Origin of the sequence: Sediminibacillus dalangtanensis, assembly GCF_017792025.1 — a bacterium.
GTDB classification, from domain to species: Bacteria; Bacillota; Bacilli; order Bacillales; family Amphibacillaceae; genus Sediminibacillus; species Sediminibacillus dalangtanensis.
Genome location: NZ_CP046956.1, coordinates 682,380 through 701,408, shown reverse-complemented (window position 1 = coordinate 701,408; position 19,029 = coordinate 682,380). Strand labels below are relative to the sequence as shown.

Here is a 19,029-nt window from a genome sequence, read left to right as displayed (position 1 = left end):
AGGTGATTTAAATGTTAGCCAGAAAAACTAAGGTTGAAATTCCCGTAGTTAAACAATTGAACCGATATGAGTGCGGAATTTGCTGTTTAAGCATGATTTTATCTTATTATAGATATGATGTGGGTTTAACGGAACTAAGAGAATACTTTGGTAACGGCCGGGATGGAATCAACCTTTTGCAAATCAAAAGAGCAGCCGAAAGCTTCCACTTAGCTGCCACTGCTAAACGAGTTCCTACCGAGTTACTCGGAAGTGATAATATGCAATTACCTGCCATTGCCTTTTATAATGAGAACCACTACGTAGTAATTGATAAAGTTAAAAAAGATATTATCTATATCGTTGATCCCGCCAAAGGGCGCATAAAATTACACAAAGATTCCTTCAGCCAATCATTTTCTGGCGTTATTTTAGATGTAGCGCCAAATCCGAACTTCAAACAAAAAAAACAAAAAAGAAATTTCAGTATAATAAATGTTGTGTTCTCCCACAAAAAACTGCTGTATTACATATTGCTTATATCTCTCCTGCTACAGTTGTTGGCCGTGGGTGTTCCAATTGTTACGAAATATATTATTGATTTAACGGTAACAGAAAAATTAGAAGGTAGAGCACTACAATTAATATTAGCTTTTTTCTCTATTATCATTTTTCAAGTTTGCTTCTTGGCAATAAAAAACTTTTCGGTGGTAAGATTGCAAAACTCACTTGATAAGCAGCTAATGAATAGATTTGTGTCACATTTATTCAAACTGCCATACAAATTTTTTGAACTTAGATCTCGTGGTGATTTGATTTATCGAGCAAATAGTAATATAAGAATACGAGAGTTTTTATCACAACAACTACTTTCATCTATCATTAATATTTTTTTGGTAGTTGTAATATTCGGATATATGCTGATTGAATCGAAGCTTCTAGCACTTACTATATTAAGCATTGGTCTGATGCAAGTACTAACAGTCTATTTTTCTAAACAACATTTAGAATACTTAACAAAGGATGAGATTAACAATCAAACAATGACCAGCAGCTTTATGACGGAGGTTCTTGGTGGGATCTCAACTGTTAAGTCGTTAGGTATAGAGAATCAAATATATACAAAATGGGAGAAGCTGTTCAAACAACAACTCAGCTCAACTAAGAAGAAAGCGGACTTTGAGGTTAAAATTGATACTGTAACAAAGGCACTTCATTATACAGCTCCCTTGGTAGTTGTTATGTTAGGTATTTATCAAATCCAGCAAGGCGATATTACTCTCGGCACACTGTTTGCTTTTCAGTCTCTTTCCATGTCTTTTCTAGGTCCACTAAATTCTTTAGCTACTTTAGCAAATGACATTGTGACAATGCAAGCATTGCTAGACAGAATAGATGACGTTTTAAAGTCTCCCGTAGAAAAAGAGAATAATACACTTGAAATTAAGGAATTGAAAGGGGCGATAAAACTAAACAGCGTCTATTTTAAATACCATGATAACGGACATGAAGTAGTTCAAGATGTATCCTTGAACATAGACCCTGGACAAAAAGTTGCTATTGTAGGGAAATCAGGATCTGGAAAAAGTACTTTAGCTGCACTGTTAGTCGGATTATATAAACCTACTAAAGGAGAAATATTCTTTGACGAACTTCCATATGAGCATTTGAATAAATCCTCTTTCAGAAAAAACATTGGTGTGGTATTACAAGAAAACTTTTTATTTAATAAGTCGGTTTACGAAAATATCATAATTAATCAAGAGGATGTTACTTCGGAAGATGTTGAATGGGCTGCAGAAATGGCTGCCCTTACAGATGACATTAAAGACATGCCTATGGGTTTTAACACAGTGGTTTCAGAAACAGGTTCTAACTTTTCAGGTGGGCAAAAGCAAAGAATTGCATTAGCAAGGGCTCTTGTAGGACGCCCTTCTATTTTGTTATTAGACGAGGCAACTAGTGCACTTGATTCTATTACAGAATCAAGAATCGAAAAAAGTATTCAATCTCTGAATTGTACAAGAATAGTGATAGCACACAGACTGTCTACAGTGAAGAATGCCGATCAGATAATTGTGTTGGAGGATGGACAGATTGTTGATGTGGGTACCCATGAGGAACTTATGATTTATTCCAGTAAATATCAAAACCTCTATTCAAATAGCTCTATAGACAAAGAAGGGATAATAAGTGTCTGAAGAAAGAGTAACAAAGCCAAGCATTGAGAAACATACTTTAATGTGTGTATTTAATTTGGTTGATGCCGTTTTCCCTTATCTCCCTTACTTAAGTTCGAGCCGATCCATAACTAAAAGTACAAAGGAGAGCTTCCTTAGAGAGAAGCTCTCCTAATAAATATTTTAGGCGACACTGTGATTTTTTTAGGAATTTTCTTTAATGTGAAATCTTGCTTATCAAGCATTTCAGCGTTTTGTCATACCTGCATTCATAGGATAAATGGAATCCGAAAAAGTAACAGTTTAATAATAGTTTAAATTATTTGCACTAATTCAATAAACCCTCATCTCTTTCTTGCCAAATCGCTTGGAAGCCAACAATAAACATAAACAGGTGATTACAGCAGCAAAAGGGATAAAAGGGAAGAGTTGTACATCCAGTTCACTAATACCGCTTGAAACTCTGCTTAACTCTTCTGATACAAACTTCCCGCTGTAACTGAATGGGAACAAGGTCCAAACTAGATTTACATTCGCTACGAATACAGAGGCAATAACCATCAGAACACTTAATCCAATTGTCAGAACAACTTTGTGAAACATAACAGTCAGCAGCCAAATAATCGAAACAAGAGGGATTGCAGTGAAAAATATAATCAGGCTCCACTTTACTATATAGAAGTACGGAACAGGTTCCTGCAAGCCGATGTTGTTAGAAGCATATAGTCCAACCAGTAGAAAGAGCGTAAAGAAAATAACAACCTGTAGAAACAAAAAGAACAGAAAGACTACGAATTTTGCCATAGAAATTTTTTGTCTGTTTACAGGCAGTGTCAACATTTTTAAAATACCTTTATTAGCTTTTTCTCTCTGTGATATTAAGACAGATACAACAATCATGGTGAATGGCAGTAAATAGTAGGAAAACAACAGACAACTTTGTACAAACATTGCTTGCCATGCCCCTTCTGTTTCGGGAGAGATATAATTCAACAAACTATTGATTCCAGTAGCTACAATCAAAAACGGGCATATGGCCAATATAGGAATTATTTTCGATCTCTTTACCTTCATAAATTCTATCCTCACTAAATTAAAGAAATTCATTTATCAAACCCCTATTCATACATTTTTTTATTTGCTATCATGCTTCCCACTATTACAAAAACAAAGGACTCCACAACCGATATTAGCAATATGGACACATCAACATCTGATGACAAACTCACAGCTGGCTTTAAAATAAGAACAAAAGGATTAGCCAAGCTAACTATGCTATCACCATTGACCATGGACATACCACTGAAAAAACCAACTACTCCAATTCCAATCGTGACCCACATGTTGGTGAAAAGCATAGAAATAATAAGCATAAAAGTCAGACTTGGCACTGCTATAAGAAAAGAATATACTGCAAACTTAAAAAGTGTAGATAAATCAAAAGAACCTGTAGGAATGAAGTGGTTTCCTAAAATAGCCAGAGTGATGTATTCCATTGTGTACGCTAAAAACAGGGTGAATATCAGGATAATTAATTTACTTGTAAAGATAGCTGAAATTTTAATCGGCAAGGTACGTATTTTATTTATCCCTTTGTACTGGAATTCCATATGGTAAATGTTATTGGCACTTACAATAATAGCGAATATGTTCATTAAAATTATAACCCCATACAATTGGGTCAGTAATGTAGACATGGGATTATCTGCTGTAAGAAAAAATTCTTTACGCACAAACCAGTTCATCACCGAATATACAGATCCAGCTATTCCTCCCAATATCAAAACTTCAATTACTCCTGCTCTTCGTTGTTTCTTCAGTTCAATTACCAATGACTTCATACAATCAACCTGTTATCTTTCTGATTGTCTCTTTGAATCATACCGAGGAACATATCTTCCAGATTTTCCGAACCATATCCTTCCTCTTCCGCTTTTACATTGAGTTCATCCATGCTTCCTTCAAACAATAATTTCCCTTTATTTAAAATCCCTACATCTTCCGCCATCAGTTGTATTTCTGATAACATATGGGAAGAAATAAAAATTGTACAATCCATTTTTTGGGGAAGAGATACTATCAAGTTCCGTATTTCATGGGTCCCAATCGGATCCAATCCATTTGTAGGTTCGTCTAAAATCAAGATAGAGGGATTACCGATGATGGCTGAAGCAATACCTAATCGTTGTTTCATGCCCAAAGAATATTTTTTAGCCAACCTATCTCCAAATTCCTCCAATCCGACTAATTCTAAGCTATGATTAATGGATTCTTTAGGCAAGTGAAGTATCCGCCTGATAATTTCTAAGTTTTCTCTTCCTGTTAAATTCCCATAAAAAGAGGGGCTTTCAATAATGGATCCAATACTTTTCAAAATTTGTTCGCGGTCCTTTGGGAAAGACATACCGTTAATATGAAAGCCTCCTGAATTAGGTTTGGTAATTCCAAGCAACATTTTCATTGTTGTCGATTTACCTGCACCGTTAGGGCCTAAAAAACCGTAAATTCGCCCCCTCTTAACATTCAAATTAATCTTGTTAACGGCCGTGAAGTTTTTATACTTTTTTGTTAGGTTATTTGTTTCAATGATATTCATACAAACTCTCCTTTGCTTCTTTTAAAAAGAAGTATATCAATATAACCTTACGCTAAACTTCTATCAGCCTTACAATTACCTTACTTTTTCCAAATACGTCATCAAGACATTAATTTTGTATGATAAACTTATAATGAGGGAGGTAATGATGATTGATAAAAAAATTATGGTAGTTGACGATGAAGAAAAACTGCAAAGTATGATCACTTCTATCCTCCAAGACTATGGGTTTACACATATTGAAGCTACCGGAAGTGTTTTTCAAGGGAGGAAATTATTCATGGCTTTTAACCCTGAAATTGTAATTCTTGATATCATGCTTCCGGACGGATCTGGCTACGACTTGCTGGACTTTATGCGACGCAAATCAGATGTCCCTGTTATTTTCCTCTCCGCTAAAGGAGAAGATGATGATAAATTAAGAGGACTTTCTTTAGGTGCTGACGATTATATTGTCAAACCGTTCTTACCTAAAGAATTAATTTTGCGAATGGAAGCGATTTTAAGAAGAGTTTATCCAGAAAGCTCCGTTGTCCCTTTAAAGTACAGTACTATTGATTTTCACACAGGTCACGTCACCAAAAACAGAGAAGTGATTCCTTTAACTGCAACAGAGTTTAAAATCCTGGACAAATTAAATAAAAATGCAGGTCGAATTGTAACTATTGATTCCTTATGCGAGACAGTTTGGCAGAATCATGTCTGGGGCTATGAAAATTCACTTATGGCACATATTCGACGAATAAGAGAAAAGATTGAAATAAATCCTTCCAAACCCGTATCCTTAATTACATTGAGAGGGCTTGGATATAAGTTAATAACCGAAAATAAAGGATATCCACCAATATGAAGAAAATTGCTTTTCAAATCAAGAAATTCATTTTCTTAACTTTTTTCCTTTCCATCTCCTTATTAATAATTAATATGTTGATCTATGCAGGCATTTTATACTCAAATATACAAAGCTATCAAAAAAAAGACCAGTCTCCTGAAGAGATCCTCCAGCAGACAAAAAATGGATTGATTAATCAGGAAGGACAGTACCAATTAAAAAATTCCATTAAGAAAAAACTAAAAGATGAAGAAGTTTGGGGCATGTTAATACAAAATACCACCGGTGAAGTTATTTGGAAACTTGACTTGCCGAATGAAATACCCAGGAAATACGAACTAAGTGATATCGCCCATTTCACCAGATATTATCTTGAAGACTATCCGGTTTTCGTATGGGAACATGAAGAAGGTCTACTAGTAATAGGGTATCCAAAAGAAAGCTATACACGCATAAATAACGAAATACCAATTCCTTTACTGAAAGATATACCTTTTTTTATCACTTGGATTGTCGTCATAAATCTCTTGTTACTACTAATGTTATATCTCATATTGTCACAGAGAATGAAAAGATCCATTTTACCAATTGTAAACGGAATTACGGATCTTCCTAAAGGAAAACCGATACATTTACAAGCGAATGAGCCTTTTAAGGAAATCGCAGATAGTATAAACAAGACTTCAGATGAATTGCAAAAAAGAGAAAGGGCTCTGGTTCAAAAGGAAGAAAACAGAGAGAACTGGATTAAAGGAATTTCACATGACATTCGGACTCCTTTGTCTCTGATACTGGGCTATGCAGAAGAATTGAAGGAAAGTCCTGAATTAAAAGAAAAGGATTTACAACGGATAAATGTGGTATCCGAACAAAGCGTTATCATAAAAGAGCTGGTAGAAAACCTCAATCTGGTATCCCTTTTAGAAAGTAACGGTATGTCACTTAACAAAACGCCAATATCACCCTTAAAAACAATAAGACAAGTTCTAAGCGAAATAATTAATAGAGGATTAGATCAAAACTACACTATCCATTTAAAAACAGAAGACGTTACAAGCAATCTAAAAGTCCTAGGCAACGAAAGCCTGCTTAAAAGAACATTTAGCAACCTGATACTAAACAGTATAAAACATAACCCTGATGGCTGCGACATCACAGTGGCGTTGGCTAAAAATAAAGGATATATGAGTATAACCATTGAAGATACCGGAAAAGGGCTTGATTTAGAGGAATTAAACAAGATGAGGAGTCTTTTCCATTCTACTAACCGAAATCCTGATAATCGAAAAGGGCTCGGCCTTGTAATTGTCAAGGAGATTGTCTTGATTCATCAAGGATATGTGGATATTAGCCGCCGGAAGGATAAGGGATTAAAAACCGAAATTTTCATTCCTCTTGTAACTTAATAATTCTATTGACACATCTCCCCACTCATCCCAAGGAATTATTTTCAATCCTTGGGATTTTTCACCGCTCCCCTGGCATCCCTTGTATAGTAAACAGCGGTTACAGAATATAACTCGTCCCCATTTGATACTTTTAAATAATATTCAGAGCCAGAAAATACATAGATTCATGTCAGGTTTTCAATAGTTAATCCAGTTTCTTCGAAAACCTCTCTTTTTGCCACTTCTTCAAAGCTTTCTCCCAAATCCATCAGTCCGCCTGGCAGTCCCCAACTTCCATCCCGTATTTTTGCAATAATACTTGATTTTGTTCGTTTAAAATAATCACCACATAACCCGGCAAAATAAGAGGTCTGTGCCCGATGAATTGTCTGAGGTATTTGTAATATTCCATACCATTCCTCCGTTTAGATAAGTTTTATAAATGCCGAGAGTCTATCTCTTAATTAAGTTTAACACGCCAATTAAGGAAAAAGATCTCGCTTCCGTTTTGCAGGATGACATGAGGTAATTTCATGGTTCTTGTATAGCTGGTACCAGTCCAATCTTCTTATGGTTTGTTTTAGCCACTCCCTGTTAAGGGCAGAATAACCCTATTCTCCCCTGCAAAGACGCTAAAACTTTTTCCGGCATTTCTCTAATCTCGATATCCTCTCCAAGGAAAAGCAACCAATTTGTTATTTCCTTCACTTCTTCGGGCTGATCTACGTTGATGAATGTCTTAAGTACCGCTGTCGTTTGGTAAGGATCCGTATAGGAAAGAGACATGTCTATTGGATGGTATTTTTTGAACTGGCCTATTGCTTCTGGACCTAGAATCAGGACAAGATTGGTCGCTTCTTTCCGCTCATTTAGTTTTGAGAAGATTTCTTGCTCGCTTAGTCTTTTTTCCATCGAGCAAGGTTGAATATCAATGATTCGGTCGACAGAAAAGATCTGCTTCTTTTCTTCTTTTAAGTAAAAGCCTTCTATCAGCCAAAGACTTTTTTCGTGATAAAGGTGCAAAAGATAAATCGGGAAAACTTTTGTCTCCTTTTCTTCTTTGAGGGTAATGACTAAACATCTGTCTAAAAGCAACATTTGGAAGAGTTTCTCCACCAAAGGATGGGGAATGTCCGAAAGATCAAGCAAGTCAGGGTTATGTGGATTGGTCCCTTCAAAAAGCAGGATCTGGTTTAGAAAAATAAGGTCATCTTGCTGGCTTTCCGAGATAAGACCGAGTAATTTTTCTGCTATGGACTGCCTGCTCTTCAAATAAGGAAGCTGCTGATTTCGTGTGGCCATAAAGGCAATGAATAGCGCTTTGACTTCGTCGTCAGTAAACCGGACCTCGGGCAGGACGGAGTTATGCATGACAAAATATCCGCCATCCCTTCCTGCCTCGGAGACAAGCGGCATTCCCATAGCTTCTATTTCCCGGATATCTCTAATCACTGTCGAACGGGAAATATTAAATTCCTGCATGAGTTCAGAGATGGTAAAGCAGGCACGATTGTTGATATACCGCATAATAAGATTAATCCGTTCAACTTTTTTCATTGCGTCCTCCAAAAGGTATCACTTTTTGATACTATTTAACGTTATTATAAACGTAACAAGTGATGCAGACAATTCACTTGAAAATCTAAATAAAGGAAGGTTTTGAATATGGCAGATTATTCTTTAGAACAAAAAGACGGTTTTACGGTAATAGGTTTAGGAACGGAGCTGAAGAGCGATTATAGGGACTTTGCCAGCTTGAGCAAAGAAAAAGCAGACTTTTGGCAGGCCGCCAGCCAGGATGGAAGATTGGACACGTTAAAATCCATAGCTGTCAATGACTACATTTTTGCCGTGAACGAAGCAGTGAACAACAAAATGATGCATTATGCCGGCGTCATGGCAAAAGAATCGGCACCAGTTCCAGAAGAAGCCAGAGTGATCGAATTTCCAAAAGGGGAATACCTGGTTGTCAAAGGGGAAGGAAAAACGGCTGATGAACTGAACAACCATGTTTCCGGAATTGCCTTTGGGCAAGTATTGCCGGAAGCAACGGACTTTGCCTATGTCGGCGGACCAAATGCTATAGTGGAAATGGGAAAAAGAGACGGCCTCGTTTTTGGTGAAATGTGGATTCCTGTGGTTAGGAAATAAAGGATAGAAATCGCAGTCAGTTCGTACCGCTTAAGAAAATCAGGAAAGTCTGGTAAACAGGAACCGGTGAAAATATGTCTGCTTCCAAACACATCTATATGGACCCGTGGTTACTCTCAACATCCTTATATGCCCCAAACTCTTTAATGGAAGCATCTATCCTCGGGAAATGTGATAAATTTCCCAGGGGATTTGCTTGTACTTAATGGAAAGGATAGATTATTATAGATTTTTTGACTTTCTAACGAGAAATTTTTCAAAAGATTGGTTGATTTTTAACGTAGTAAATCCCCTTTATATATTGTAAGACGATTTAAGTTGGCCAACGAAGTTTCTCTTACAATAATAAGCGAAAAAAGGGGATGTTGTTATGGGTCGCAGAACAGAATATATTAGAAATCTCACGATGTCCCGTGATAATCTATACAAGATTAAAAGGGCGCAATATGAAATTAGAATGCAAGGCTTCACTTATGTCGATGAGGGAAACTTGTTAGTGGTCTAAACGCGTTTGCAACCGTATTATCGTTTGCCTTTATGTTGCCCACTCCTGTCAGCTTGGCAGCTGGAGTAGTTTCAGCTATGGGTAACATAGGAAATGACTGTGCTCTCGTTATTGAAGTTTGCCGAAATGGCGAAGATTATTTACAACAACTCGAATATTTCTTCGATGACAATCCACAATATGACCTTATAAGGGTTGATTTACTGTTCCTCGAATTTGTTGATGAAGGATTTAGAATTGTTCAAGGAAACGGAATGGTTACGGCGGTTCATACAGATGGTGGTTGGATATTACTTTAATAAGTAAAAAGAAACCAACCGATCTGAAGTAATACCGAGCCCCACTTGTAGACGGTTTTAACAATTATAACCCGTCTACAAGACGGGGCTTTTCTATTTCTGAAATGGAAAAAAGGTTCTGGTTAAGGTGCACATCAAAGATTTACAATCAGCGTGTCGTTCCCATATATCCTCTTTTATTTCTCCTCTTTGCCAATCAAATTAATAATATAGTCATAATCAAACGTAGAATCTACAATTTTATAATAACCTTCTCCCTTGAACCCGGCTGTTGAAGAACTAATATGAAGGACATCAGGGTCATCTAAAAATAAGTCTGAAATAAATATTTCCCTTGACTGATCAAACTTTAGCATTCCTGTTAAATAGGTCTCATTTTCTTTCTTAGCAAGCGCGTTCCGTGCATCCTTATGCTTTAATGGTTTTAACTTCAGGTTACTAAGATACTCCAAAATTAAATTACAAGTTTTCTGATCGTGGCTTTTTGCATTGACTTCTTCACCGTCAGAGAGATTTTGCGTAAGATGAAAGTCAACTGTGGATTCCGTTGCATACTCCTCTATAGGATTGAATGGGATCATATAATAAATGAAATTCTGATAAAGATATACGGACAGAAAAATTATACCTAACGCAAAGGCTAGATACTTCAGTCTTTTCATATTAATCACCAGTCCCTTTCATCCGATCGTAAATTTCCATCGAAGTCTGCCACCGGTAACAACATCTTTATCTTCCTAGAAGATTTACACTGCCACCATCAATAGCATTAAACGTAACAATCAAATTGGCAATGATTTTAGCATGCGGAAAAACAAGCGTATTTAGGTTAGATAAATAGAACAGTTGATAATAAAAGGATCTCACTTAAGATATGTCCAAGATGTGTAGTCCTATATTTAATAACTTCTTCAGCTAACTGCCCGCTTACGGATAAATACTTTTTATTCTTTTTTATTCTCTGAGTCAATTGCTGTTCCAATTGTTATTCCGAAAACCAAACCTATACCCGCTCCGATTGCTAGCTCATCAAATATCAGTAACCCTAGCACTGCTCCTAAAGGTAATCCTATACCAATTCCAACCCCTAGATAAGTATCCCCTGTAGTTTTTTTATTTTTGCTCATCATTTACTCCCAAAAGCAAACCTGCAATTTATTTTCATCTAAATCATAAAAATCAAAAAACGTATTGTCACCATCATCTTTTAATTCAGTTACTTCTACACCTTTTTCTTTTAAATTTACATATGTATTCTTAATATCATTAGTGAAAAAAATAGGATAAGTTGAATTTTGGGAAGCTACATTGCCTTCTTCGATAGTCAAAGGAATTCCACTATTTCCAATCGTGAACACTTGATACCCTTCACCTTTATATGCTACTTTAAACCCTAACTTTTGATACCACATACTCGATTCTTCCACATTGCTAACTGTTAAGCAAACAGTGTCTATCCTCTCAAACATTTAGGTACAACTCCTTTTAAGTACTTAATTGTTAAATTCTATTAATGAGAAATTTATCCCTTCCTTTTTTAGATATTTATATAAATAAATTGTCACGTAAACAAGGATTTCTATCTTCGCAAAATTATCTTTAGGAGAAGCAGAGGATACCACGTTTTTTTCTACAAAACCATTTTAAAAAAGCCACAGGAATAACCCATGGCTTTTATCTACTATCGCGTATTATCCTCAAAGTGTATGGTTTCTTTCAAATCATTGCCTTCTTCCATGGAATCTTTGTTGGTCATCTTTTTCACAAATTCCTTTACCGTCTTCATACTTTTTCCAGACTCCCAATACTCAGCAATATGAGGTGTAACTTTAACCAGGACAACGTTGGGATCTTCGGCAGAGGTGTTTAACACTTTCCCGACGATTGGATTCCAAAAGTCTTTTTTCTTCTCCTCGTCCTGGACAAATTCAGCAGTACCACTGATCGATACGTAAGAGCCGTTTGCATAAGCCAGGTTAACTTCACCATCTTGGCTGATGTCGCGGTATTTATCCGTATCTTTTTCGGTAAGGAACCAAATCTCTTCTTCATCAAATTGAACCTCTTGCGTCTGCATTGGTCGGGACATCAGTTTGCCATCCGGCGAAACTGTTGTCAGCATCGCCACCTTTTCATCCTTAATCAGGTCTTTTATCTTCTTAATGGTTTCTTGGTTTTCTGATGCATGTTCTGCCATTTCGCTTTCCTCCTTCTCCTTTTAAGTAAATCAAGAGAGCTGTGGTTTTCATCCTTCTATTTATTTTTACCCGGATTTAAACACAACTACTCTTACCATATACACAGGCGTTTAAGGATGGAGGAGGATGCCACCTTGCCGTTCCTGTTAAAATAGGTAAGAAGTACGGATTTAGGAAAGTCAGCTACCCAAGTTTTTCACAGTTGATGTACGTTTATGTTGTTAGAACTTTGGGATACTCAGTCTATGTATTCAATATTGTTATCTTCACAGAATTCTTTCGCGATTTGCTTGAAGGCCTGATCACGGAATGCAAACCAGTGGTCCTCAATGTCTAAATCAATGATGGTATCTTTAAACCGACGGAACGCTCCCCTTCCTCTTATGACGGAAAGCAACTTGTCCCGGGTATTCTCAGGTTGACGGTAACAAAAATCTTCCATGATACTGTATTCATCAAAGTCAAACCGGTCAGGAACCGAAACATACTTGTCTTCCGACTCCACCATGTCTTCCGCAATTTTCATTTCATCTTGCTGCCAGTCAGGTAAATGACCATATTCTTCCTCATCTTCCGCCCTTCTCAACGCTCTGTCTGACACATATACAAGTTCTCCTGTTTCAATATTTAGGTAGGAGTGACCCTCATTCGTTTGTATTTCCATTTCTTCCACAATGTCTGAAAGGATTCAAAACCCTCTTTCCGTTTTCGTTTCTATTTTTTCCTCATCGTCAGATTCTAGTAAGTCGTTATGTACAGTTTCAATATACCTTTTCTCTTTGACAAATTCCATATCCTAACGGAAAAAGCCTGTATCACAACATTCTTACTCTCTACTGAAAACCAGTCAACGTTCCTATATCACTGCTATACACAAACCGCAGTCATTTTGCCACCAATACTACTAGAAGAACAAAAATGCGTTCAGAGGGAAATGAGTTCTTGGGTAAACGGATTCATACCTTCTACTGTAATTTCTACTATCTACGGTTATTTATATGATGGAGAATATTGGAATGCAGCTAAGAAATTGGCTAAAGCAGGCGTTAAAGGAAGGTTGTGAAAGAGTCGCATTTAAAATGGTCGGGATAGCTACACAACTTACGATTGCATGGTTTAAATGTAATTAAATCATATCTTTAAACCTAACATAACGTTACTTTTTCTTATTTGACAAAAATTCGATTACAAACCATGCAATTACAATTCCAACTACAGCCTCTAGGATATTCCACTCCCATTCAATTTTGTCTGTTAAGATGTAATCAAATATACAAAGCAAAAAATACAGAGCTATACCTAAGCTGATTCTTGTCTTGTTATTCATCATAAAGAACTCCTTTCAGCATTTTGTCCCAAATTATACAATAATCCACGTACATAAGCATTTAGGATAATTGCCACCTAAATCCTAAAAAAAAAGAACCCTAAACAGAAAAATATTCAATCTGCAAAAGGGGCTTCATTTTCCTCCATACCTATTTCATCAAGTAATGAATGATATTTTCTTGTTGTTGGATTAATATCTTTTTTGTATAAATTTTCATCTAAGAATTTTATAAATGGTACAAGGAGCTTCATCAACTAATTTATATCGGCAAATCCCAATGTGTTTTTATCCATAAAATGCTTTTGAAAATCAGGATACACCTTTAAAACAGAGGGGAAAAGTGTTGGCATTGTGTTTGAAAACCTGTTATCCCTGTTTCTTTAAATAAGCGATAATAAGTAGCATATGAGAATTTTGTAACTACAATAACTGGCAAACAATCTAATGCGAAGCTCAAGCAATAGCTTGCCAGGTTTCTTTTCTGTCACCTTATAACCACTGTCTTAGATTTTTTGCTTCGATTCCAACCGGGATATTAGTTTTCTTATAAATAGATCAAAACCATTTCCACCAAAACCTCTATCTCCTAATAATGTTTTTCCGTCGTAATTAAGTATTTCTGCTCCGGCAGGCTTTGTACGTTTGTTTGTCGTTTCGTCAACAATTGGTCCTGAAGAAAATAAAAAAAGGACCTTCCACAAACACTTCGAAAGATCCTCTTCTTATAATCGTTCTCTATTACATTTCCTGTTCCCATTCGGCTTTGACTTCCACTCCGGTTTCTTTAGCGGCTGTTTCCAAATCCTTCACTTCCTGATCGGACAGTTTTACATCCGCTGCAGCAATAGCCCCATCGACATGGCTGGACTTTGTTACACCGATGATCGGCACCGTTCCTTTCGCGATTGCCCAAGCCATGGCAATTTGCGCTGTATCAACCTGGTGCTTCTCAGCTATGTTCTTCATTTTCTCCAACAGTGGCTTTAATTTTTCAAGTACTTCGGGACTGAACGCTTTTCCTCTTCTCGTATCTGCTTTAAAAGGGTTCTGAGCAGTGTACTTGCCTGTCAGCGCCCCCTGCTCCAATACCATGTAGGAAAAGAACAAAACATCATGCTGGTTGCACCAGTCGATAATCCCCGCGTCTTCTGAAGCACGGTAAAGCAGGCTGTAATGATTTTGCACAGCGGAAAGCTCCAGTCCTTCCTTTTCCAAAATCGAAGCAGCTTTTTTTACTTCTTCCAAATTATGATTGGAGACTCCTGCGTGCTTAATCTTACCGTTTTTCATTAGTGGTATCAGTTCCGCTGTCCACTTTTCGACATCGTTTGGATTGTGAATCCAGTAGATATCCGCATGATCCACACTCAGACGCTCGAAACTATCTTGCAACGTGTCTTCCATTACTTCATGGGCACCAGGGGTGAATTTGGTGGAAACCAACACATCTTCACGATCCTTGATAAAGTTTCCTAAAATGGTTTCCGAGGCACCCATTCCATAAACTGCTGCAGTGTCCCATAGATTAAAGCCGGCATCCATGGCCGCATCAAAAACAGGCTTCAAATCTTCATCAGAAAGATTGTTGCCAAAAACGGTGTCTCCGCCATTTACTCCATTTCCCCAGGACCATGTACCCAGAGCAATTGGAGGTAACGTTTCGTTTTTTAGTTTTACGGATTTCATTTAATTCCCACCTTTTTAGAGTATATATAGTTATTATTCCACTAAATGGATGGGGATAAAAGGGAAAACTCTTGCATACTAGATTTGTTTATTCCGCGCCTTTTAACTATTTCAACTAGTGCTGATAGTCCTTTTTCAGTGAAATTTACATTGTCCAAACACAGCATCCTTTGAACAGATATATCGCTATTCAACAACTAATTGTCCTTAAGTCTCTTCTACTCATATCAAGGATTAACCATCCGATAATTTACATTTATGATAGGAACAATAGAGTTTGTTTTATATCATTTTAGGATAAATTAATTGAAAGACTCACTATACTTGGAGTGATTCCATATGGTCGATACTGTTTCTAAAGAAAAAAGAAGTGAAATGATGGGCAAAATCAAAGCCACTTCCAAACTCGAAAATAAAGTAAGCAAAGCTTTATGGCATAAAGGGTATAGATTCAGAAAAAACGATCGATCTCTCTTCGGAACTCCCGATATCTCCATTAAAAAGTATAAAGTTGTTATTTTCATCGATTCATGTTATTGGCATGCATGCCCTATTCACGGTAAAATTCCTAAGAGTAATGTGGAGTTTTGGGAAAATAAATTTTCTATGAACAAAGCTAGGGATAAAAGAGTAAATGCTTATTACCGCCATATGAATTGGAATATCTTAAGAATATGGGAGCATGAAATAAAAGACGACTTTTGGGGTACTATGAATAAATTACTCCATTTTATACAAGAGAGCAAACTAGAAAACTAAGGCAATAACACATCCCGATAGTTACCTTGGGCATCCGCTTGTCACGTTCAGACATACACTTCACCCATCAATTGCTTTTAAAAAGGGAAGAAAAAATATCAATAGAAAGAAGCAAGTTTTTTTGTTAAAATGGATTCTTAGATATATCAAAAAACTTACTGTTTTTTTCATCTAAGATCTTGATCTTTTTATCAAAATGCGTTATAATGATAAAAAGAAGGCGAAAGGATGTTCGCATGACGATGAATAATGATACTCTCAATGTTATAGAACTATTTGCAGGTGTCGGAGGGTTTCGGGTCGGCTTAGAGCGAGCTAATCGGAATCTTTTTAAGGTTGGTTGGGCAAATCAATGGGAACCATCTAAAAAAGCTCAAGAGGCTTTTGAATGTTATACAAGAAATTTCCAAGATGGCGAACATGTTAACAAAGATATTGCAACAGTCCCGGATGAAGAATTTCAACGTTTGACAGCCGATTTAATTGTTGGAGGTTTTCCTTGTCAAGACTATTCGGTCGCTAGATCCCTTTCAGGGGAGAAAGGGATTCAGGGAAAAAAAGGGGTGCTCTTTTGGCAAATTGAAAGGGTTATAGAAAAGACACAACCCAAGTATGTTCTCTTAGAGAACGTGGACCGGTTACTCAAGTCCCCTTCTAAACAAAGGGGAAGAGACTTCGGTGTCATGCTGGGGACCTTCAGAAATTTAGGTTACACTGTTGAATGGCGCGTAATAAACGCAGCTGAATACGGATTCGCTCAACGAAGAAGACGCGTGTTCATCTTTGCTTATAAAAATGGGGTTGCTTTTGATTTAGAACAACAAGAGCTAGAACCGAAAGAAATTGTTTTCAAACAAGGTTTTTTTGCCAAACCATTTCCGGTAAAAGAAAATCCCTATAAAAACAGAGAGAATGATGGTGAGATTGCAGTTGATAGGGTAGAAATTTCAGATAATTTTTCTCTCGAATTCCATAATGGCGGCATTATGCGAAATGGGGAAATCTACACAGCTCATGTCGAACCAGTAGAAATGGCGGCTACACCGTTGAAAAATATTTTAATCCCGGAAAATGAAGTGGAAGAAAGATACTATCTCACTCCAGAAGACGAAAAGAAATTCGAATATCTAAGAGGGCCCAAAAAGATTCCTCGTACTTCCGCTGATGGACATACTTATACTTTTTCCGAAGGCGGCATGTCTCCCACAGATGATTTGGACAAGCCGGGCAGGACTATGTTGACCAGTGAAGGCACGAAAAACCGAAGCACGCATATCATCGATGTCGATGGAAGAAAGAGATTCTTGACCCCTATTGAGTGCGAAAGGTTGAATGGCTTTAGCGACAATTGGACTGCCGGCATGACAGACAGAATGAGATATTTTTGTATGGGAAATGCTCTCGTAGTAGGACTCATTGAAATCATGGGAAAAAGGATAGAAGAAATCGAGTCCATAAATTCATCTCAGGAAGAAATACAAATAGAATTGCCAGTATAAGCTGATACAAAAGTATCAGCTTTTTATATTATTTATGTTAAAATATAGCAAAACATCATTTTTCGAGAGGAGTATCCACCGAATAAATGCTATACAAAACCGAAGAGGAATTATTATATAAAGCCAAACAAGCAGAAGGGAAAACCTTCGGGGAAATAGACAAAAGTGGTCGTATCAAAAACAAAAAAGCAAAGGGGCAACTCGGTCAAATAATAGAGGAAAGCTTCTTCAATTATCAAATAAATTCTAAAAGCGAAGCAGACTTTGCCAATTTGGAAATTGAACTAAAAGTCACCCCTATTAAAAAGAATAAAAATGGCACTTTGTCGGCTAAGGAAAGATTAGTACTGAACATAATCAACTATCAAAAAGAAGTATTGACCACATTTGAAACGTCTAGTTTTTGGAAAAAAAACAAAAAACCTTTGATTCTTTTTTATGAGTGGATTCCTAAATCGCATAGAGCAGATTACAAGTTGATTAAGGCCCACTTACTTCAATATCCCGAAGAAGACCTGGAAATCATTAAACAGGATTGGGAAATCATTGTTGGTAAAATTAAAGAAGGGCGGGCCCACGAGTTATCAGAAGCCGATACAAATTACTTGGCCGCCTGTACCAAAGGAGCCAATAAAAATTCGCTTAGATCTCAACCATATAGCGATATTGAAGCAATGCAAAGAGCCTATTCCCTTAAACAAAGCTATATGACAGCATTGGTTCGGAAAGAAATCAAACAAGAGGATTTAGTCCGTTTTGCTAAACCTGATGAGTTAAGAAAAAAATCCTTGTTTGAATTGCTTTCAGAAAGATTTAATCCCTATATCGGAAATACGCTTGAAGAAATTGCGAAGGAAAAAGGTTTGCGAATCAATAGCAAATCAAAAAATTTCTTACAATCTTTCGTTAGTGAACTTTTAGGAATAAGAGGAACTAAGCTTAATCAAATTGAAGAATTTGCAAAAGCGAATATTGAAATCAAGACTATTCGTTTAGAACCTGACGGCTTACCTAAAGAGCATATGTCCTTCAGAAACATTGATTTCTATGATTGGGCCACTCAGGATTGGGAAAACAGCTGGTTGAAAAATTACTTCGAGGAAACAAAATTCTTATTTGTAGTGTTTCATTACAAAGAAACAAAAGCTGAAAACCCAACTCGACAACTTTACTTTAACGGTATCACACTTTGGAATATGCCATTTCAGGACATCAATGAATCTTTGCAGGAATTTTGGAAAACTGTTCAAGATAAAATCATAAAAGGTATAGAGCTAAACCCTGTCGAACAAAAAAATCGTAGAATTGTAGAAAATAACCTACCCAAACCAGGCCATAATGGAATATGCCATATAAGGCCCAAAGCTAGGGACGGCAAAGATAAAGTTCCACTCCCAGATGGACGCTATATAACAAAACAGGCTTTTTGGTTGGATAGGGCATATATTGGAGATATTATTAAAAGGCTATGAATCCAAGGTTCTCTCTCTTTTAAGAGAACCTTTATCTGTACTTATAAAAACTCAGTCTAAATTTAATATTTTTCCTTAAACATCTCATAATCCTCAACCAATTCACCATAAAGTCCATAGTCTTTTATAGGAAATCGCACATCTTTATTGCAATA

At 36.7% G+C, this 19,029-nt stretch carries 19 protein-coding genes and 1 pseudogene; 9 read left to right on the top strand and 11 right to left on the bottom strand.

All coding sequences use genetic code 11. The features are described 5' to 3' along the window. The first annotated feature begins 11 nt into the window (after positions 1-11). Positions 12-2,180: a peptidase domain-containing ABC transporter gene (locus tag ERJ70_RS03685; protein ID WP_209367236.1), complete on the top strand. Its 2,169-nt coding sequence runs from the start codon at positions 12-14 to the stop codon at positions 2,178-2,180. A gap of 312 nt (positions 2,181-2,492) precedes the next feature. On the opposite strand, the gene ERJ70_RS03680 is transcribed toward ERJ70_RS03685, so the two are convergent. From ERJ70_RS03680 to ERJ70_RS03670, 3 genes are read right to left on the bottom strand one after another with little or no spacing between them, the layout of a single operon-like run. Further along, positions 2,493-3,266, bottom strand: a complete 774-nt coding sequence (locus tag ERJ70_RS03680; protein WP_256439073.1) for an ABC transporter permease — start codon at positions 3,264-3,266, stop codon at positions 2,493-2,495. A gap of 11 nt (positions 3,267-3,277) precedes the next feature. Further along, the gene (locus ERJ70_RS03675; protein WP_209367232.1) at positions 3,278-4,000 is read right to left on the bottom strand and encodes an ABC transporter permease; all 723 of its coding nucleotides are present in this window, start codon (positions 3,998-4,000) and stop codon (positions 3,278-3,280) included. Beyond that, positions 3,997-4,755 carry an ABC transporter ATP-binding protein gene (locus tag ERJ70_RS03670; protein ID WP_209367230.1) on the bottom strand — a complete coding sequence of 253 codons (759 nt, stop codon included), beginning with the start codon at positions 4,753-4,755 and terminating at the stop codon, positions 3,997-3,999. The genes ERJ70_RS03675 and ERJ70_RS03670 overlap by 4 nt, the downstream gene beginning before the upstream one ends. 145 nt (positions 4,756-4,900) lie before the next feature. On the opposite strand from ERJ70_RS03670, the gene ERJ70_RS03665 reads away from it, so the two are divergent. After that, complete coding sequence (locus tag ERJ70_RS03665; protein WP_374099748.1) at positions 4,901-5,605, top strand: response regulator transcription factor; 705 nt, start codon at positions 4,901-4,903, stop codon at positions 5,603-5,605. After that, complete coding sequence (locus tag ERJ70_RS03660; RefSeq protein WP_209367225.1) at positions 5,602-6,993, top strand: sensor histidine kinase; 1,392 nt, start codon at positions 5,602-5,604, stop codon at positions 6,991-6,993. The genes ERJ70_RS03665 and ERJ70_RS03660 overlap by 4 nt, the downstream gene beginning before the upstream one ends. Positions 6,994-7,172: 179 nt before the next feature. On the opposite strand, the pseudogene ERJ70_RS20160 reads toward ERJ70_RS03660, so the two are convergent. Together ERJ70_RS20160 and ERJ70_RS03650 are read right to left on the bottom strand one after the other, a co-directional pair. Further along, positions 7,173-7,387 (bottom strand): annotated as a pseudogene (locus tag ERJ70_RS20160) (NUDIX domain-containing protein); the annotation flags it as partial. A gap of 182 nt (positions 7,388-7,569) precedes the next feature. After that, positions 7,570-8,532, bottom strand: coding sequence for a helix-turn-helix transcriptional regulator (locus tag ERJ70_RS03650; protein ID WP_209367223.1), 963 nt, complete (start codon positions 8,530-8,532; stop codon positions 7,570-7,572). Between the two features lie 108 nt (positions 8,533-8,640). On the opposite strand from ERJ70_RS03650, the gene ERJ70_RS03645 reads away from it, so the two are divergent. The 3 genes from ERJ70_RS03645 (at position 8,641) to ERJ70_RS03640 (ending at position 9,930) form a co-directional block, all read left to right on the top strand. Further along, positions 8,641-9,126 (top strand): GyrI-like domain-containing protein, encoded by a 486-nt coding sequence (locus ERJ70_RS03645; RefSeq protein WP_209367222.1) that lies wholly within the window; start codon positions 8,641-8,643, stop codon positions 9,124-9,126. A 370-nt stretch (positions 9,127-9,496) separates the two neighbouring features. After that, on the top strand, positions 9,497-9,631 hold the full coding sequence (locus tag ERJ70_RS20105; protein WP_256439072.1) for a hypothetical protein: 135 nt from the start codon (positions 9,497-9,499) through the stop codon (positions 9,629-9,631). A gap of 77 nt (positions 9,632-9,708) precedes the next feature. Next, complete coding sequence (locus ERJ70_RS03640) at positions 9,709-9,930, top strand: hypothetical protein (protein WP_209367220.1); 222 nt, start codon at positions 9,709-9,711, stop codon at positions 9,928-9,930. 176 nt (positions 9,931-10,106) lie between these two features. Here ERJ70_RS03640 and ERJ70_RS03635 read toward each other — a convergent pair whose 3' ends face one another. The 6 genes from ERJ70_RS03635 to ERJ70_RS03610 all read right to left on the bottom strand — a co-directional run bounded on the left by ERJ70_RS03635 (position 10,107) and on the right by ERJ70_RS03610 (position 15,144). Next, the gene (locus ERJ70_RS03635; protein WP_209367219.1) at positions 10,107-10,592 is read right to left on the bottom strand and encodes a hypothetical protein; all 486 of its coding nucleotides are present in this window, start codon (positions 10,590-10,592) and stop codon (positions 10,107-10,109) included. Between the two features lie 282 nt (positions 10,593-10,874). Further along, positions 10,875-11,057, bottom strand: coding sequence for a glycine zipper domain-containing protein (locus ERJ70_RS03630; RefSeq protein ID WP_209367217.1), 183 nt, complete (start codon positions 11,055-11,057; stop codon positions 10,875-10,877). A gap of 3 nt (positions 11,058-11,060) precedes the next feature. Then, positions 11,061-11,399, bottom strand: a complete 339-nt coding sequence (locus ERJ70_RS03625; RefSeq protein WP_209367215.1) for a VOC family protein — start codon at positions 11,397-11,399, stop codon at positions 11,061-11,063. A 212-nt stretch (positions 11,400-11,611) separates the two neighbouring features. Next, entirely contained in the window at positions 11,612-12,127 is a 516-nt protein-coding gene (locus tag ERJ70_RS03620; protein ID WP_209367213.1) for a pyridoxamine 5'-phosphate oxidase family protein, read from the bottom strand. Positions 12,128-12,366: 239 nt separating this feature from the next. Next, positions 12,367-12,729, bottom strand: coding sequence for a UPF0158 family protein (locus ERJ70_RS03615; protein WP_245208108.1), 363 nt, complete (start codon positions 12,727-12,729; stop codon positions 12,367-12,369). 1,467 nt (positions 12,730-14,196) lie between these two features. Then, the gene (locus ERJ70_RS03610; RefSeq protein ID WP_209367210.1) at positions 14,197-15,144 is read right to left on the bottom strand and encodes an aldo/keto reductase; all 948 of its coding nucleotides are present in this window, start codon (positions 15,142-15,144) and stop codon (positions 14,197-14,199) included. Between the two features lie 339 nt (positions 15,145-15,483). On the opposite strand from ERJ70_RS03610, the gene ERJ70_RS03605 reads away from it, so the two are divergent. From ERJ70_RS03605 to ERJ70_RS03595, 3 genes are all read left to right on the top strand, one after another. Then, the gene (locus ERJ70_RS03605; protein WP_209367209.1) at positions 15,484-15,903 is read left to right on the top strand and encodes a very short patch repair endonuclease; all 420 of its coding nucleotides are present in this window, start codon (positions 15,484-15,486) and stop codon (positions 15,901-15,903) included. Positions 15,904-16,145: 242 nt separating this feature from the next. Next, positions 16,146-17,402, top strand: coding sequence for a DNA (cytosine-5-)-methyltransferase (gene dcm / locus ERJ70_RS03600; RefSeq protein ID WP_209369115.1), 1,257 nt, complete (start codon positions 16,146-16,148; stop codon positions 17,400-17,402). Positions 17,403-17,488: 86 nt separating this feature from the next. After that, the gene (locus ERJ70_RS03595; protein WP_209367208.1) at positions 17,489-18,874 is read left to right on the top strand and encodes a Sau3AI family type II restriction endonuclease; all 1,386 of its coding nucleotides are present in this window, start codon (positions 17,489-17,491) and stop codon (positions 18,872-18,874) included. Positions 18,875-19,029 lie beyond the last annotated feature (155 nt).

Coding starts and splice junctions, on each gene's coding strand:
- ERJ70_RS03640 (WP_209367220.1), top strand. CDS start 9,709: ATGGGTAACATAGGAAATGACTGTGCTCTCGTTATTGAAGTTTGCCGA.
- ERJ70_RS03605 (WP_209367209.1), top strand. CDS start 15,484: ATGGTCGATACTGTTTCTAAAGAAAAAAGAAGTGAAATGATGGGCAAA.
- ERJ70_RS03650 (WP_209367223.1), bottom strand. CDS start 8,532: ATGAAAAAAGTTGAACGGATTAATCTTATTATGCGGTATATCAACAAT.
- ERJ70_RS03670 (WP_209367230.1), bottom strand. CDS start 4,755: ATGAATATCATTGAAACAAATAACCTAACAAAAAAGTATAAAAACTTC.
- ERJ70_RS03660 (WP_209367225.1), top strand. CDS start 5,602: ATGAAGAAAATTGCTTTTCAAATCAAGAAATTCATTTTCTTAACTTTT.
- ERJ70_RS20105 (WP_256439072.1), top strand. CDS start 9,497: ATGGGTCGCAGAACAGAATATATTAGAAATCTCACGATGTCCCGTGAT.
- ERJ70_RS03680 (WP_256439073.1), bottom strand. CDS start 3,266: ATGAATTTCTTTAATTTAGTGAGGATAGAATTTATGAAGGTAAAGAGA.
- ERJ70_RS03665 (WP_374099748.1), top strand. CDS start 4,901: ATGATGATTGATAAAAAAATTATGGTAGTTGACGATGAAGAAAAACTG.
- ERJ70_RS03625 (WP_209367215.1), bottom strand. CDS start 11,399: ATGTTTGAGAGGATAGACACTGTTTGCTTAACAGTTAGCAATGTGGAA.
- ERJ70_RS03610 (WP_209367210.1), bottom strand. CDS start 15,144: ATGAAATCCGTAAAACTAAAAAACGAAACGTTACCTCCAATTGCTCTG.
- ERJ70_RS03595 (WP_209367208.1), top strand. CDS start 17,489: ATGCTATACAAAACCGAAGAGGAATTATTATATAAAGCCAAACAAGCA.
- ERJ70_RS03635 (WP_209367219.1), bottom strand. CDS start 10,592: ATGAAAAGACTGAAGTATCTAGCCTTTGCGTTAGGTATAATTTTTCTG.
- ERJ70_RS03685 (WP_209367236.1), top strand. CDS start 12: ATGTTAGCCAGAAAAACTAAGGTTGAAATTCCCGTAGTTAAACAATTG.
- dcm (WP_209369115.1), top strand. CDS start 16,146: ATGAATAATGATACTCTCAATGTTATAGAACTATTTGCAGGTGTCGGA.
- ERJ70_RS03645 (WP_209367222.1), top strand. CDS start 8,641: ATGGCAGATTATTCTTTAGAACAAAAAGACGGTTTTACGGTAATAGGT.
- ERJ70_RS03630 (WP_209367217.1), bottom strand. CDS start 11,057: ATGAGCAAAAATAAAAAAACTACAGGGGATACTTATCTAGGGGTTGGA.
- ERJ70_RS03620 (WP_209367213.1), bottom strand. CDS start 12,127: ATGGCAGAACATGCATCAGAAAACCAAGAAACCATTAAGAAGATAAAA.
- ERJ70_RS03675 (WP_209367232.1), bottom strand. CDS start 4,000: ATGAAGTCATTGGTAATTGAACTGAAGAAACAACGAAGAGCAGGAGTA.